The following is a 15950-nucleotide window of genomic DNA, read 5'->3' as shown; positions in this document are numbered from 1 at the left end:
CGCTATTGCAAATGCAAATAGTTATCAATAATATTATCAATAAAGAATGACAATTAATTAAAAAAGTCACGCGATACATAGGGTTAATGACAGAATGTTAAGGACAGGAAGCGAGGAGTGGTGGCAAACCCTGCAGGGGCCGCAGTGCCGCGCAGTGGATGGCGCCATCGAGGTGACGTTCTGGTGGCGGGATCCGGCAGGGGATGAAACGCGTTCTCCACGCCGTCGGGTATGGCTCTATATCACCGGCGTGACCGACCACCATCAAAATGCGTGGCCGCAATCGCTGCAACGTCTGCCCGGGACCGACGCCTGGTGCTGGCGAACCACGCTGTCGCCGACCTGGCGCGGCAGCTACTGCTTTATTCCTTCCGACCGTGACGATGATTTTTCCCCTGAGGTGTTCAGCGCTGATAAGCCGGACCGCGCGCTGCTGCGCGAAGGCTGGCGCAAACTGCTGCCGCGGGCGATAGCCGATCCGCTGAACCCGCACAGCTGGCGGGGTGGACGCGGCCATGGGGTCTCGGCTCTGGAGATGCCGCAGGCGCCGGCGCAGCCCGGCTGGGACCAGCTTAATGCAGCGCATCCTCCCGCTCGTTGCCTTGAGTGGCGCAGCGCGCGTCTGGGCAACCATCGCCGGGTCTGGATCTACACCCCCGGCGAGGCCGTCGATCCGCAAACACGGCCGCTGGCGATCCTGCTTGACGGCCAGTTCTGGGCCGAAAGCATGCCGGTGTGGTCGCCGCTGGCCGCGCTGACCCGCGAGGGGAGACTGCCGCCGGCGGTCTACCTGCTGATCGACGCGATCGATAACCAGCGCCGCGGGGTTGAGCTGCCCTGTCATCGCGATTTCTGGCTGGCGGTGCAGGAGGAGCTCCTGCCCCTGGTCCGCGGCCATGCCCCGTTCAGTGACCGCCCGGATCGGACGGTGGTGGCCGGGCAAAGCTTCGGCGGCCTGGCGGCGATGTTCGCCGCCCTCAACTGGCCGCAGCGATTTGGCTGCGTGCTCAGCCAGTCAGGCTCCTACTGGTGGCCGCATCGCGATGGCCGCGGGGAGGGCTTTATCGGCGAACGTCTGCGCCAGGGCGAGGCGTCCGCGGCCGGGCTGCGCATCTGGCTGGAGGCGGGCCAGCGTGAACCGATTATTTTTCGCGCCAACCAGGCGCTGCTGGCGCAACTCACCACCACGCAGCAGACAATTTTCTGGCGTCAGGTTGACGGCGGGCATGATGCGCTCTGCTGGCGAGGCGGGCTGACGGCAGGGCTTATCCAGCTCTGGCAGCCTCTGCTGTCGCCCCCTTAGCACAGCGCTTTACGACAGGAGTTTGATATGCAATTCAGTAACCCCTTCGACAATCCGCAAGGGCAGTTTTACATTCTGCGCAATGATCAGCAGCAGTACAGCCTGTGGCCGGGGCACTGCGCGCTGCCTGCCGGATGGACGGTAGTGTGCCCTCCGCAGTCGGTTGAGGCGTGCAACGCCTGGCTGGCGGCTAACTGGCCGACACTGACCCCCGCTCATCATGCGGCATAAGGAGCTGACCATGACCACTCGTTTACCGCTGGTTGCCGCGCAGCCGGGGATCTGGATGGCCGAGCGCCTCTCCACTCTGCCTGGCGCCTGGAGCGTGGCCCACTATGTTGAACTGCGCGGCGCGCTCGACCCCGCGCTGCTGGGTAAGGCGATTGTCGCCGGTCTGCAGCAGGCAGACACCCTCAGCCTGCGCTTTGAGGAACAGGAGGGGGAAGTCTGGCAGTGGGTAGCGGCGGAGCGCACCTTTGCCGAACCGCCCATCATTGACCTGCGTACGACGCCGGATCCGCATCGTGCCGCCACGGAGCGGATGCAGGCAGATCTGGCGCAGGATCTGCGCGTCGACGGCGGTAACCCGCTGGTGTGCCATCAGCTGCTGCGCGTCGGCGACGACCGCTGGTACTGGTATCAGCGTTATCACCATTTGCTGGTGGATGGCTTTAGCTTCCCGGCGATAACCCGGCAGATCGCCGCCATCTACCGCGCCTGGCAGCGCGGGGAAGCCACTCCTGAGTCGCCTTTCACCTCCTTCGCCGAGGTGGTGGACGAGTACCAGCGCTACGCCGGCAGCGAGGCCTGGCAGCGGGATAAAGCTTTCTGGCAGGCCCAGCGTCAGGCGTTACCGGCTCCCGCCTCACTCTCTGCCGCGCCGCTGGGCGGACGCGCCGCCGGGAGCGATATCTGGCGGATGAAGCTGGAGATGAACGCCGACGCCTTCCGCCGCCTGGCCAGCCATGTGCCGCAGTGTCAGCCCGCTGATCTGGCGCTGGCGCTCACCACGCTGTGGCTGGGCCGCCTGTGCAACCGGATGGACTACGCGGCGGGCTTTATCTTTATGCGCCGGATGGGCTCAGCGGCGCTGACCTCGACGGGGCCGGTGCTCAATGTCCTGCCTCTGGCGGTGCATATTGACGCCCAGGAGACGCTGGCGGACCTGGCGATGCGCCTCGCCGCTCAGCTGAAAAAGATGCGCCGCCATCAGCGCTATGACGCCGAGCAGATCGTCCGCGACAGCGGCAAAGCGGCAGGGGACGAACCGCTGTTTGGCCCGGTGCTGAACGTCAAAGTCTTTGATTACCAACTGGATATCGACGGCGTCGAGGCGGTGACCCATACTCTCGCCACCGGCCCGGTCAACGATCTTGAGCTGGCGCTGTTCCCCGATGAGACCGGCGGCCTGTCGCTGGAGATCCTCGCCAACAAGGCCCGGTATGATGAAGCCGAGCTGCGTCGCCACATGGCGCGACTGACCGCGCTGCTGGCGCAGTTTGCCGCCGATCCGACGCTGCGCTGCGGCGACGCGGAGATGCTCTCCGCCGACGAGCTGACCCGCCTGACGGCGGTCAACGATACCGCTATGCCGCTGCCTGCCACCACCCTCAGCGCGCTGGTGGCCGACCAGGCGCGGAAGACTCCTGATGCCCCAGCGCTGGCGGATGCAAACTGGCAGTTCAGCTATCGCGAGATGCGTCAGCAGGTGGTGGCGCTCGCGCAGCTGCTGCGTCAACGCGGCGTGAAGCCGGGCGACAGCGTGGCGGTGGCCCTGCCGCGCTCGGTGTTCCTGACCCTGGCGCTGCACGGCATTGTCGAAGCGGGGGCCGCCTGGCTGCCGCTGGACACCGGCTACCCGGACGACCGTCTGCGGATGATGCTGGAAGACGCCCGGCCGTCGCTGCTGATCGCCTCGGAGGATCAGCTGGCCCGCTTCAGCGATATCCCCGGGCTGGAGAGCCTCTGCTACCAGCAGCCGCTGGCCGTTGCGGATGACGCGCCGCTGGCGCTGTCAAAACCGGACCATACCGCCTACATCATCTTTACATCGGGCTCCACCGGACGGCCGAAAGGGGTGATGGTCGGCCAGACCGCCATCGTCAACCGCCTGCTGTGGATGCAGGATTGCTATCCGTTATCTGCCGACGACGTGGTGGCGCAGAAAACACCGTGCAGTTTTGACGTGTCGGTGTGGGAGTTCTGGTGGCCGTTTATCGCCGGCGCGCGGCTGGTGATGGCCGAGCCGGAGGCGCACCGCGACCCGCAGGCGATGCAGCAGTTCTTCGCCCACTACGGCGTGACCACCACCCACTTTGTGCCGTCGATGCTGGCGGCGTTTGTCGCCTCGCTGGATGCCGACAGCGTCGCCGCCTGCCGCACGCTGCGGCGGGTATTCTGCAGCGGCGAAGCGCTGCCGACGGAATTGTGCCGCGAGTGGGAGCGCTTGACCGGCGCGCCGCTGCATAACCTGTACGGCCCGACGGAAGCGGCGGTGGACGTCAGCTGGTATCCGGCCTGCGGGCCTGAGCTGGCGGCGGTGACCGGCAGCAGCGTGCCGATTGGCTGGCCGGTATGGAACACCGGGCTGCGCATTCTGGATGCCGCGATGCGCCCGGTGCCGCCGGGGGTGGCGGGGGATCTTTATCTCACCGGCATTCAGCTGGCTCAGGGCTACCTGGGGCGTCCGGACCTCACCGCCAGCCGCTTTATCGCCGACCCGTTTGCCCCCGGCGAGCGGATGTATCGTACCGGCGACGTGGCGCGCTGGCTGGCGAACGGCGCGGTGGAGTATCTTGGCCGCAGCGACGATCAGCTGAAGATCCGCGGGCAGCGCATCGAGCTTGGCGAGATTGACCGGGCGATGTCGGCCCTGCCGGACGTGGCGCAGGCGGTGAGTCACGCCTGCGTCTTCAACCAGGCGGCGGCGACCGGCGGCGATGCCCGGCAGCTGGTGGGCTATCTGGTCTCTGACTCCGGCCTGCCGCTGGATACCGCGGCGCTGAAAGCGCGGCTGGCGGAACAGCTGCCGCCGCATATGGTGCCGGTGGTGCTGATGCAGCTCGCTGACCTACCGCTCAGCGCTAATGGCAAACTGGATCGCAAAGCGCTGCCGCTGCCGACCCTCGGCGGCGAGCGCAGCGGCCGGCCGCCGGAGCCCGGCATGGAAACTCTTGTCGCCGCCGCCTTCAGTCAGCTGCTGGGCTGCGAGGTGAATGATATCGACGCTAATTTCTTCGCTCTCGGCGGCCATTCGCTGCTGGCGATGCGCCTGGCGGCACAGCTTAGCCGCCAGCTGGCGCGACAGGTGACCCCGGGGCAGGTGATGGTGGCCTCGACGGTGGGCAAACTGAGCGCGCTGCTGGCCGCCGATCTCAGCGATGAGCAGGCTCAGCGCCTGGGGCTGGATACGCTTCTGCCGCTGCGCGAGAGCGACGGTCCGACGCTGTTCTGCTTCCATCCGGCCTCCGGCTTCGCCTGGCAGTTCAGCGTGCTGGCGCGCTATCTCAGCCCGCGCTGGTCAATTACCGGTATTCAGTCGCCGCGCCCGCAGGGGCCGATGGCCAGCGCCGCCAGCCTCGACGAGGTCTGCGAGCATCATCTGCAAACGCTGTTGGCGCAGCAGCCGCACGGCCCTTATTACCTGTTCGGGTATTCGCTGGGCGGCACCTTAGCCCAGGGCATTGCCGCCCGCTTGCGCCAGCGCGGCGAAGCGGTGGCCTTCCTCGGCCTGCTGGATACCTGGCCGCCGGAGACGCAAAACTGGGCGGAGAAAGAGGCGAACGGGCTGGATCCGGCGGTGCTGGCGGAAATTGCCCGCGAGCGCGAAGCGTTCCTCGCCGCCCAGCAGGGGCAAGCCTCCGGCGAGCTGTTCAGCGCCATCGAAGGCAACTATGCCGACGCGGTGCGGCTGTTAACCACCGCGCACAGCGCGAAGTTTGACGGCAAGGCGACGCTGTTCGTGGCGGAGAAGACGCGGCAGGTGGGGATGGATCCGCAGGTCGTATGGGGCCCGTGGGTGGGCGAGCTGGAGGTGTTCAGCCAGAACTGCGCCCATGTCGACATTATCTCCCCGCAGGCCTTTGAAGCCATCGGTCCGGTGGTCAAGGAGATTCTGGGATAACGGTTGAGTTCGGGCTACAGCAGGTAGCCCGACTCAGGGTAGCGCAAGCCGGGGAAAGGGAGAATTACCGGCGGCCCAGCGGCACCACCAGCGGCGTATGTGCCACCGGATCCTCAATGATCGTGCAGCGCAGGCCGTAAATCCGTTCAATCAGTTCCGCCGTGACGATCTCCTTCGGCGCCCCCTCGGCGACGATCTTGCCGTCGCGCAGGGCGATCAGGTGGGTGGCGTAGCGGCAGGCCTGGTTAAGATCGTGCAGCACCGCCGCCAGGGTATAGCCCTTCTCGCGATTCAGCTCGCTCAACAGCTCCAGCAGGTCGATCTGATGGCTGATGTCCAGCCAGGTGGTCGGCTCATCCAACAGCATAATCTCTGTCTCCTGGGCCAGCACCATCGCAATCCACGCCCGCTGGCGCTGGCCGCCGGAGAGCGTATCGACGCTCTGCAGCGCCAGGTCGCTGATTCCGGTAGCCCGCATCGCGTTGTTTACCGCCGCTTCATCTTCTTTGCGCCAACGGGTGAACAGCGGCTGGTGCGGGTAGCGCCCGCGGGCCACCAGCTCCTGCACCGTAATATCGCCAGGAGTGGTGGCATTCTGCGCCAGCAGTCCGATGCGGCGGGCAACCTCTTTCGTGGCATATTGCTGGATCTGCGCGCCGTCGAGCCAGACGTGGCCGCTGGCCGGCGTCATCAGGCGGCTGAGGGTGCGCAGCAGCGTCGATTTGCCGCAGCCGTTGGGGCCGATAATGGCGGTGAAGTGGCCGTCAGGGATGGTCACGTTCAGCGACTCGGCGATAGTCTTGTTCCCGTAGGCCAGGGTTAACTGCTCGCCGCGCAAACGGGAGGGGACAGCACTCATTTTTTGCGGGACTCCTGAATCAACAAAGCAATAAGGTAAATACCGCCGAGGCTGACGGTTAGCACGCCCACCGGCAGTTGCCAGGGCATAAACAGCCGCTGGGCGCCGTAATCGGCCAGCGCCAGCAGCAGCGCGCCGCACAGGGCAGACTGGGTTAATCCCCAGCGGGCCGTGCCGCTCAGGCGGCGGGCGATATGCGGCGCCACCAGCGCGATAAATGAGATTGGCCCGGCCAGCGCCGTCGAGGCGGCGGTGAGCACTACTGCCACCAGCATCAGCAGCAGGCGCGAGCGTTCGACCTGCACCCCCAGCGCGCAGGCGGTATCGTCGCCCATCTCCAGCAGCCGCATCCGGCGAACCAGCAGGGCGCTGCCCACCAGCATCAACAGGATCAGCGGCGCTGACGGCCAGGTTTTACCCCAGGTCAGGCCGTTAAGTGATCCGGCGTTCCACAGGCCCGCAGAAAGGGCGGTCTCCAGCGAGGCGCGCAGCAGCAGCCAGGTGTTGAATGCCACCAGCATGGCGCGCACGCCGATGCCGATAATGATCAGGCGGAAGGTTTCGATCCCGTTGCGCCAGGCCAGCAGCCAGACCACCAGCGAGGTCAGCACCCCGCCGGCCATCGCCGCCAGGGCGATCGCCGTCAGGTTCTGGCCGAAGAGCACCATCGCCACCAGCACGCCGCTCCAGGCGCCGGTGTTAAAGCCCATCACGTCCGGGCTGCCGAGCGGGTTACGGGTCAGCGACTGGAAAATGGCGCCGCTGACGCCGAGCGCGGCGCCGATGAGCAGCGCCATTAACACCCGCGGCAGCCGCCATTCGTTTACCACCATCGCGACGTTGCGCGGCGCGTCGCCGAACAGCGCCGAGAACACCTGGTCAATCGTTAGCGGCACCGGGCCTTGCGCCAGCCCGAGCAGGGAAATCAGCAGGCTGGCGGCCATCAGCAGCAGACAGCTGGCTATCAGGCGGCGGGACGGGGCAATCACAGGCCACCTCCCCGCGGCTGGCGGCGCACCAGCCAGATCAGCACCGGCGCGCCGAGAAAGGCGCTCACCACCGATACCCGCAGTTCGCCGGGCACCAGCAGGCGGCCAATCACGTCGGCAAACAGCAGCAGCGCCGGGGTGGCGAGCAGGGTGACCGGCAGCGACCAGCGATGATCGTCCCCCACCAGCCAGCGCGCCATATGCGGCATCATCAGACCGATAAAGGCGATAGGGCCGACGACGGCGGTGGCGCTGCCGCACAGGACGGTGATAACGATCAGGCCGATCAGCTGGGTGCGGGCGACGCGGCTGCCGAGGGCGGTGGCGGTATCGTTGCCGAGGCTCAGGCTGTTAAGCGCCCGGCTCAGCAGCAGGGCGGCGATCCCCGCCACCACCACCGGCAGCAGGACAATTTTCAGCGTCTGCAGGGTGCGGATATCCAGCGAACCGGCCTGCCAGAAGCGCAGCTGATCGTAGACGTCGGGGTTGAGCAGGGCGATGCCGTTGGACAGCCCTTCCAGCACCGCCGCAAGGGCGACCCCGGCGAGGGTGAGGCGCACCGGGCTCAGCTGGCCGCCGCCCTGGCTGCCGGTGAAGGCCACCAGCAGCGAGGCGCAGAGCGCGCCGCAAAACGCCAGCAGCAGCTGCTCCTGTGGAGAGGTGATCCCGAACAGCGCCGCGCCGAGGACGATGGCGAAGCTGGCGCCGGAGTTGACCCCCAGCAGGCCGGGGTCGGCCAGCGGGTTACGGGTGAGCGTCTGCATCAGCGCGCCGGCGAGACCGAGGGCGATGCCCGCCAGCAGACCGGCCAGGGTGCGCGGCAGGCGCGCATCCAGCACGATGGTGCAGTCGGCGCTTTGACAGGTTCCGCTAAAGGCGGTGAATACCGTGCCGATCGGCAACGATTTGGCGCCGATGGTCAGGCTAAGCGCGGCGGCTAAGGCGAGTAATAGCAACAATCCGGGCACGGCGACAGAGCGTACCGCGGTCGTAGAAAACGACATAACTGACATCCCTGATATGATAATGATAGTAATTATCGTTATCGATTTTATTCAGCTATGGTAGCATGACCCACAGGAAAAAGGGTATTAAAAATAACGACAAGGCGCTGTAATGAACCGACAATCCTGGCTGCTCAATCTCAGCCTGCTGAAAACTCACCCGGCGTTTCGCGCCGTTTTTATCGCTCGCTTTATCTCTATTCTATCGCTTGGCCTGCTGGGCGTGGCCATTCCGGTCCAGATCCAGATGATGACCCATTCGACCTGGCAGGTCGGGCTGTCGGTGACGCTGACCGGCGCGTCGATGTTTATTGGCCTGATGGTGGGGGGCGTACTGGCTGACCGCTATGAGCGCAAACGCCTGATCCTGCTGGCGCGCGGCACCTGCGGCGTGGGCTTTGTCGGCCTGTGTCTGAACGCCCTGCTGCCGGAGCCGTCGCTGGCGGCGATTTATCTGCTGGGGATCTGGGACGGTTTCTTCGCTTCTTTAGGTGTGACCGCGCTGCTGGCGGCGACCCCGGCGCTGGTGGGGCGGGAAAATCTGATGCAGGCCGGGGCCATCACTATGCTGACGGTGCGCCTGGGCTCGGTGATTTCGCCCATGATCGGCGGCCTGCTGCTGGCCTCCGGCGGCGTGGCGTGGAACTTCGGCCTGGCGGCGGCGGGGACGTTTATCACCACCTTAACCCTGCTGCGTCTGCCGCAGCTGCCGCCGCCTCCGCAGCCGCGCGAGCATCCGCTGCGTGCCCTGCTGGCGGGGCTAACCTTCCTCTGTCAGAGCCCGCTTATCGGCGGGATTGCGCTGCTCGGCGGCCTGCTGACCATGGCCAGCGCGGTGCGGGTGCTCTATCCGGCGCTGGCCGGGAGCTGGCAGATGTCGGCCGGACAGATTGGCCTGCTGTACGCCGCGATTCCGCTCGGCGCGGCGCTGGGGGCGTTGACCAGCGGCCAGCTGGCCCAGACCGTGCGGCCGGGCGCGCTGATGCTGGCGACGACGGTGTGCTCCTTTGTCGCCATTGCGCTGTTCAGCCTGATGCCGCACTGGGCGTTGGGCGCGCTGTGCCTGGCGCTGTTTGGCTGGCTGAGCGCTATTAGCTCGCTGCTGCAGTACACCCTGATCCAGACCCAGACGCCGGAACATATGCTCGGGCGGATTAACGGTCTGTGGACCGCCCAGAACGTCACCGGCGACGCCATCGGCGCGGCGCTGCTCGGCGGGTTAGGGGCGGTGATGACGCCGGTCGCTTCCGCCAGCGCCAGCGGCTGGGCGCTGGCCCTCGTCGGCGTGCTGCTGGTGGGGCTGCTACGCGAGCTGCGCCGCTTCCAGCGCCCGGAAATCGTCAAAGAAAGTTAAGTAGGGGGCGATTGCCCGGTGGCGGCTGCGCCTTACCGGGCCTGGGGGCGCGGGCATTGTAGGCCGGGCAAGCGCAGCGCCGCCCGGCAAAGCGTTCAGGCTGGGTTCCCGTCCTGATGGCACAGCCCGCGCTAGCCGAACAGGCTGGAGAGACGCTGGAGCACCAGCAGGGCGCTGTAGTAGTCAAGACGGAAGGTCTCGGTGCCCAGCGGGTAGACGCGTTTCCCTTCGACCGCCGGGAGATGCGCCAGCAGCGGGTTGGCGTAGATGGCATCGACATCTTTCTGGTCGCCAGCGAACAGGAACAGGCTCTGGCCGTTCAGTCCGGCCGCCAGGTTCTCCCCGCCCAGCTGCACGATATCGTGGCGTTTGCCCTGGCTGTGGCTGGCAGGCAGGCCGCCTGGCAGCGTCGCCAGACTAAAGCCCAACTGCTGGAGCATCTGCCCCTGGGCCGATTCCGGCGTCCAGATATTGGCGCTGTGCGCGGCCGCGGTATAGACGAGGGCGGTGACCGGCTGCGGCGGCAGCTTCATTTTTTCTTTTAACGAAACGAGCTGTTTATTGAAGTCGGCGATGCGCGCGCTGGCCTGCTGCTCATGGCCGGTGATCTGCCCCAGCTGGGTGAGCAGCGTTTGCCAGCTTTTATCGTCATAGTTGATGACCAGCGTCGGGGCGATCGTTTTGAGCTGATCGTACAGCGGCAGTGCGGAGTCGCCGCCGGTGGCGCTCACCAGGATCAGATCCGGCATCTGGGCGGCCACCGCTTCCGCGCTCGGTTCGCCGATATACAACCGCGCCAGCTTGCGGGCTTTGGCGACCTCGCTCCACTGGCGCAGAAAGCCCTGGCTATCGGCCACGCGGTTGTTCGGGGTGGTGGCGCCGCTGGCGACCACCGGCGCGTCGATCGCCAGCAGCGAGCCGGTGAGGGTCACGCTGGTGGAGACAATGCGCAACGGCTGGCTCGGCAGGGTGTGCGTCCCGTAGCTGTCGGTGACCTGGCGCGGCCAGTCCGCCGCCTGGGCTGAGGTAATTCCTAAAAACAACAGCATGCCGGTCAGCGCACCGCGGCGGCAAAAAGAAGAGAAGTTCACGTCATCGCATCCTGATTCGAAGGGTAATAAATGCGTCTCATTTTCAACTTTGCGTTGACAGGATGCAAGCCAAAGTGGCGGCGCGATGACGTAACGCGGTTGACATGGCGGGCAATACCTTTTAGGTTAGCCAACCAAAATACAAATGATAATTATTCGTAATATATTTATCGTTTTTGGAGGATGATATGGAAACGTCACTGGCTGAGGATGTACAGAAACCTACCCGGACCTTGTCGCCGGACAGCTTCTTCTTTATGTCGCCGTACCGCAGTTTTAGCACCTCAGGCTGCTTCCGCCGCCTCTCAGCGCCCGCCGTCGGCGGCGATGCGCTGAACGGCGAGTTCCAGCAGCAGATGGCCGCCGCCTTTGCCGGGGCCCGGGCGGCGGGGATCCGCAAGCCGGTGATGGTCGGGGCCATCCCGTTCGACACCTGTCAGCCTTCCGAGCTTTATATCCCCGAGCGCTGGGAAGCGTTCTCGCGACCGGAAAAACAGCGTTCCGCCCGCTATGCCGCGCCGCTGGAGGCGATGGCGGTGGTGGAGCGCCGGGAGATCCCGGAGCAGGACGCGTTTCTAGCCATGGTTGAACGCGCCGCCGCGCTGACCGCCACCCCGGAAGTCGACAAAGTGGTGCTATCACGACTAATCGATATCACTACCCGCGATCCTGTCGATAGCGGCGCCCTGATGGAGCGCCTGATCGCTCAGAACCCCGCCAGCTTTAACTTCCATGTGCCGCTCGCCGACGGCGGCGTGCTGCTGGGCGCCAGCCCGGAGCTACTGCTGCGTAAAGAAGGGGCGCACTTCAGCTCACTGCCGCTGGCCGGCTCCGCCCGCCGCCAGCCTGACGATGTGCTGGACCGCGAAGCGGGCAACAGGCTGCTGGCGTCCGGCAAAGATCGCCATGAGCACGAGCTGGTGACCCAGGCGATGAAGAGCGTGCTGGGCCCGCGCAGCAGCCAGCTGTCGCTGCCGTCATCGCCGCAGCTGATCACCACCCCGACGCTCTGGCATCTGGCGACGCCGATCGAAGGCACGGCGCTGGCGGAAGAAAACGCCATGTCGTTGGCCTGCCTGCTGCACCCGACTCCGGCGCTGAGCGGCTTCCCGCACCAGGCGGCGAAGCGCCTGATTGCCGAACTGGAACCCTTCGACCGTCAGCTGTTCGGCGGCATCGTCGGCTGGTGTGACGATGAAGGCAACGGCGAATGGGTGGTGACCATCCGCTGCGCGCGTCTGCAGCAGCGTACGCTGCGCCTGTTTGCCGGCGCGGGCATTGTTCCGGCCTCCTCGCCGCTGGGCGAATGGCGCGAAACCGGCGTCAAACTGACCACCATGCTTAACGTATTTGGCTTGAATTAAGAGGCAAGGATGATTGCATTTACCCGTTGGCCGGATGAGTTCGCGGCCCGCTATCGTCAAAAAGGCTACTGGCAGGATCTGCCGTTAACCAATCTGATCACCCGTCACGCAGAAAACGACGCCGTGGCGATTATCGATGGCGATCGACACATTAGCTACCGCCAGTTTAACCAGCGGGTGGACAACCTTGCCTGCTCTCTGCAGCGTCAGGGACTGAAGCGCGGAGAAACCGCGCTGGTGCAACTGGGCAACGTCGCCGAGTTTTACATCACCTTCTTCGCGCTGCTGCGCATCGGCGTCGCGCCGGTGAACGCGTTGTTCAGCCACCAGCGCAGCGAGCTTAACGCCTACGCCGCGCAGATTAAGCCGGCGCTGCTGATCGCCGACCGCGAGCACGCGCTGTTTGCCGACGATAGCTTCCTCCATGCGTTTATTGCTGAACATGCTTCCCTGCGCGTGGCGCTGCTGCGTAACGACGGCGGCGAGCGCGATCTGGCGACGGAGATTAACCGCCCGGCGGATAACTTTATCGCCAACCCAACCCCTGCCGACGAAGTGGCCTTTTTCCAGCTCTCCGGCGGCAGCACCGGGACGCCGAAGCTGATCCCGCGCACCCATAACGATTACGACTACAGTATCCGCCGCAGCAACGAGATCTGCGGGATCAACGCTGAGACGCGCTACCTCAACGCGCTGCCGGCGGCGCATAACTATGCGATGAGTTCCCCGGGTTCGCTCGGCGTTTTCCTCGCCGGCGGGCGGGTGATCCTCGCCGCCGACCCGAGCGCCACCCTCTGTTTCCCGCTGATTGAACAACATCAGATCAACGTTGCCTCGCTGGTGCCGCCGGCGGTCAGCCTGTGGCTGCAGGCCATTCACGAATGGGGCAGCAACGCGCAACTGCAATCGCTGCAGCTATTGCAGGTCGGCGGCGCGCGCCTGTCGGCGACCCTCGCCGCGCGCATTCCGGCGGAAATCGGCTGCCAGCTGCAGCAGGTGTTCGGCATGGCGGAGGGGCTGGTGAATTACACCCGCCTTAACGACAGTCCTGAGCGGATCATCCATACCCAGGGCTGCCCGATGTGCCCGGACGATGAAGTGTGGGTGGCAGATGCCGAGGGCAACCCGCTGCCGCGCGGCGAAGTGGGCCGCCTGATGACCCGCGGGCCCTACACCTTCCGCGGCTACTACAACAGCCCGCAGCATAACGCGGAGGCCTTCGACGCCGAGGGTTTCTACTGCTCCGGCGATCTGATTTCGATCGATGAAGACGGGTATATCACCGTTCAGGGCCGGGAAAAAGATCAGATCAACCGCGGCGGCGAGAAGATCGCCGCCGAAGAGATCGAAAACCTGCTGCTGCGCCATGAGGCGGTGATCCACGCCGCGCTGGTCAGCATTGAAGACAATCTGCTGGGCGAGAAGAGCTGCGCTTACCTCGTGGTGACCTCGCCGCTGCGCGCCGTCGCGGTGCGCCGCTTCCTGCGCGAGCAGGGGGTGGCTGAATTTAAACTGCCGGACCGCGTGGAGTGCGTAGCCGCTCTGCCGCTGACGCCGGTGGGCAAAGTCGATAAGAAACAATTACGTCAGTGGCTGGCCGAAGGCAAGCTGGGCTGAAGGAGAACAGAAAATGGCAATCCCTAAATTACAGGCTTACGCGCTGCCGGAAGCCAGCGATATTCCGGCGAACAAAGTCAGCTGGGCCTTTGAACCTTCCCGCGCCGCGCTGCTGATCCATGATATGCAGGAATACTTTCTCAATTTCTGGGGCGAAAACAGCGCGATGATGGAGACAGTGGTGGCCAATATCGCCGCCCTGCGCGACTTCTGCAAACAGAACGGTATTCCGGTGTACTACACCGCCCAGCCGAAAGAGCAGAGCGATGAAGACCGCGCCCTGCTGAATGATATGTGGGGGCCGGGGCTGACCCGTTCGCCGGAGCAGCAGCAGGTGATTGCCGCCCTGGCGCCGGACGAAGACGACACCGTGCTGGTGAAATGGCGCTACAGCGCGTTTCATCGCTCGCCGCTTGAAGAGATGCTGAAAGAGAGCGGCCGCGACCAGCTGATCATCACCGGCGTTTACGCCCATATCGGCTGCATGACCACCGCCACCGACGCCTTTATGCGCGATATCAAACCGTTCTTTGTCGCCGACGCGCTGGCGGACTTCAGCCGCGAAGAGCACCTGATGGCGCTGAAATACGTCGCCGGCCGTTCCGGCCGCGTGGTGATGACCGAAGAGCTGTTGCCGCTGCCGGCCAGCAAAGCGGCGCTGCGCGCGCTGATCCTGCCGCTGCTCGACGAATCCGACGAACCGCTGGATGATGAAAACCTGATCGACTACGGTCTGGATTCGGTGCGGATGATGGCCCTCGCCGCCCGCTGGCGCAAAGTGCACGGCGATATCGACTTCGTGATGCTGGCGAAAAACCCGACCATCGACGCCTGGTGGGCGCTGCTTTCCCGCGAGGTGCAATAATGGCGGCGCTGGATTTTCGCGGCCAGACCGTGTGGGTGACCGGCGCCGGTAAAGGCATTGGCTATGCCACCGCGCTGGCTTTTGTGGAGGCCGGGGCCAACGTCACCGGTTTCGACCTCGCCTTTGACGGCGAACGCTACCCGTTTGCCACCGAAACGCTGGACGTCGCCGATGCCGACCGGGTACGCGAAGTGTGCCGCCGCCTGTTGGCGAACACCGAGCGATTAGACGTGCTGGTGAACGCCGCCGGGATCCTGCGCATGGGCGCCACCGACCAGCTGAGCGCGGAAGAGTGGCGGCAGACCTTCGCGGTCAACGTCGGCGGGGCGTTTAATCTGTTTCAGCAGACGATGGCCCAGTTCCGTCGCCAGCGGGGCGGGGCCATCGTCACCGTCGCTTCCGATGCCGCGCATACGCCGCGTATCGGCATGAGCGCCTATGGCGCCTCGAAAGCGGCGCTGAAAAGCCTGGCGCTAACCGTCGGCCTTGAGCTGGCGGGCAGCGGGGTGCGCTGTAATCTGGTGTCTCCGGGCTCTACCGATACCGATATGCAGCGCACGCTGTGGGTCAGCGACGATGCGGAGCAGCAGCGGATCCGCGGTTTCGGCGAGCAGTTTAAGCTCGGCATCCCGCTGGGTAAGATTGCCCGCCCACAGGAGATCGCCAATACCATTTTGTTCCTCGCCTCTTCTCACGCCAGCCATATCACCCTGCAGGATATCGTGGTAGACGGCGGCTCGACGCTGGGGGCGTAAATGACCTGGAAACGAGCGCTCACGCTGGCGGCGCTGAACGCCAGTAGCGAAAACACCCTGGTGGCGCATCTGGGGATCGTCTACACCCGGCTGGAAGCTGGGCTGCTGGAGGCGGAAATGCCGGTGGATGCCCGCACCCATCAGCCGTTTGGCCTGCTGCACGGCGGGGCCTCAGCGGCGCTGGCGGAGACGCTGGGGTCGATGGCCGGCTGGCTGATGACCGAAGAGGGGCAGTGCGTGGTGGGCACCGAGCTGAACGCCACCCATCACCGGGCGGTCTCCAGCGGGAAAGTGCGCGGCGAGTGCCGCCCGCTGCATCTTGGCCGGCAGAGCCAGAGCTGGGAGATTGTGGTGTATGACGAGAAGGGGCGGCGCTGCTGCACCTGTCGTCTGGGCACCGCGGTGCTGGGCTAAGGAGCCGCTGTTTCCCCGGCTCGCGCTACGCTTAGCCGGGCTACGGTTTTGACGCCCGGCGGCGCTGCGCTTGCGCGGGCCTACGGTCTGCCCCGGCCTTCCGGGAATGTCTCTGCGATGTTGAGACCGCCAACACCGGCAGTTTCAGTCAGCATCGATGCCGTTGTAGGCCGGGTCAGCGCAGCGCCACCCGGCAAAATCATGGCGTAACT

General features: G+C 65.2%; 13 protein-coding genes. 9 read left to right on the top strand and 4 right to left on the bottom strand.

The window, feature by feature from the left end:
* Positions 1–94: 94 nt before the first annotated feature.
* From fes to entF, 3 genes are read left to right on the top strand one after another with little or no spacing between them, the layout of a single operon-like run.
* Positions 95–1303: an enterochelin esterase gene (gene fes / locus ACLEXF_RS12315; RefSeq protein ID WP_407259894.1), complete on the top strand. Its 1209-nt coding sequence runs from the start codon at positions 95–97 to the stop codon at positions 1301–1303.
* 27 nt (positions 1304–1330) lie between these two features.
* Complete coding sequence (locus ACLEXF_RS12310; protein WP_017899052.1) at positions 1331–1534, top strand: MbtH family protein; 204 nt, start codon at positions 1331–1333, stop codon at positions 1532–1534.
* Between the two features lie 10 nt (positions 1535–1544).
* Positions 1545–5426 carry an enterobactin non-ribosomal peptide synthetase EntF gene (gene entF / locus ACLEXF_RS12305; protein ID WP_423265768.1) on the top strand — a complete coding sequence of 1294 codons (3882 nt, stop codon included), beginning with the start codon at positions 1545–1547 and terminating at the stop codon, positions 5424–5426.
* Between the two features lie 64 nt (positions 5427–5490).
* Here the strand turns inward: entF and fepC are convergent, their stop codons facing one another.
* The 3 genes from fepC to fepD are packed head-to-tail and all read right to left on the bottom strand — an operon-like array spanning position 5491 to position 8278.
* Positions 5491–6285: an iron-enterobactin ABC transporter ATP-binding protein gene (gene fepC, locus ACLEXF_RS12300; protein ID WP_004885728.1), complete on the bottom strand. Its 795-nt coding sequence runs from the start codon at positions 6283–6285 to the stop codon at positions 5491–5493.
* Positions 6282–7274 carry an iron-enterobactin ABC transporter permease gene (gene fepG, locus ACLEXF_RS12295; protein ID WP_004147521.1) on the bottom strand — a complete coding sequence of 331 codons (993 nt, stop codon included), beginning with the start codon at positions 7272–7274 and terminating at the stop codon, positions 6282–6284. The genes fepC and fepG overlap by 4 nt, the downstream gene beginning before the upstream one ends.
* Positions 7271–8278, bottom strand: a complete 1008-nt coding sequence (gene fepD / locus ACLEXF_RS12290; RefSeq protein ID WP_146411383.1) for a Fe(3+)-siderophore ABC transporter permease — start codon at positions 8276–8278, stop codon at positions 7271–7273. The genes fepG and fepD overlap by 4 nt, the downstream gene beginning before the upstream one ends.
* A 112-nt stretch (positions 8279–8390) precedes the next feature.
* On the opposite strand from fepD, the gene entS reads away from it, so the two are divergent.
* A complete protein-coding gene (gene entS / locus ACLEXF_RS12285) occupies positions 8391–9632 on the top strand; it encodes an enterobactin transporter EntS (RefSeq protein ID WP_017899055.1) in 1242 nt (413 codons plus the stop codon).
* A 131-nt stretch (positions 9633–9763) separates the two neighbouring features.
* Here the strand turns inward: entS and fepB are convergent, their stop codons facing one another.
* Positions 9764–10723, bottom strand: a complete 960-nt coding sequence (gene fepB / locus ACLEXF_RS12280) for a Fe2+-enterobactin ABC transporter substrate-binding protein (protein WP_004885740.1) — start codon at positions 10721–10723, stop codon at positions 9764–9766.
* Between the two features lie 188 nt (positions 10724–10911).
* On the opposite strand from fepB, the gene entC reads away from it, so the two are divergent.
* The 5 genes from entC to entH are packed head-to-tail and all read left to right on the top strand — an operon-like array spanning position 10912 to position 15738.
* Entirely contained in the window at positions 10912–12087 is a 1176-nt protein-coding gene (gene entC / locus ACLEXF_RS12275; protein WP_049093695.1) for an isochorismate synthase EntC, read from the top strand.
* 9 nt (positions 12088–12096) lie between these two features.
* A complete protein-coding gene (gene entE, locus ACLEXF_RS12270) occupies positions 12097–13704 on the top strand; it encodes a (2,3-dihydroxybenzoyl)adenylate synthase EntE (RefSeq protein WP_057213923.1) in 1608 nt (535 codons plus the stop codon).
* A 13-nt stretch (positions 13705–13717) separates the two neighbouring features.
* Positions 13718–14569, top strand: coding sequence for an enterobactin biosynthesis bifunctional isochorismatase/aryl carrier protein EntB (entB, locus tag ACLEXF_RS12265; RefSeq protein WP_017899057.1), 852 nt, complete (start codon positions 13718–13720; stop codon positions 14567–14569).
* Between the two features lie 8 nt (positions 14570–14577).
* Positions 14578–15324 (top strand): 2,3-dihydro-2,3-dihydroxybenzoate dehydrogenase EntA, encoded by a 747-nt coding sequence (entA, locus tag ACLEXF_RS12260; protein WP_186731160.1) that lies wholly within the window; start codon positions 14578–14580, stop codon positions 15322–15324.
* The gene (gene entH / locus ACLEXF_RS12255) at positions 15325–15738 is read left to right on the top strand and encodes a proofreading thioesterase EntH (RefSeq protein WP_017899059.1); all 414 of its coding nucleotides are present in this window, start codon (positions 15325–15327) and stop codon (positions 15736–15738) included. It abuts the gene before it with no gap.
* The last annotated feature ends 212 nt before the right edge of the window (positions 15739–15950 follow it).

Source organism: Klebsiella pneumoniae complex sp. WS1778, from assembly GCF_049472055.1.
Lineage (GTDB): Bacteria > Pseudomonadota > Gammaproteobacteria > Enterobacterales > Enterobacteriaceae > Klebsiella > Klebsiella quasipneumoniae.
Note: the sequence above shows the minus strand (reverse complement) of the source record. Positions and strands in the feature narration are given on the sequence as shown.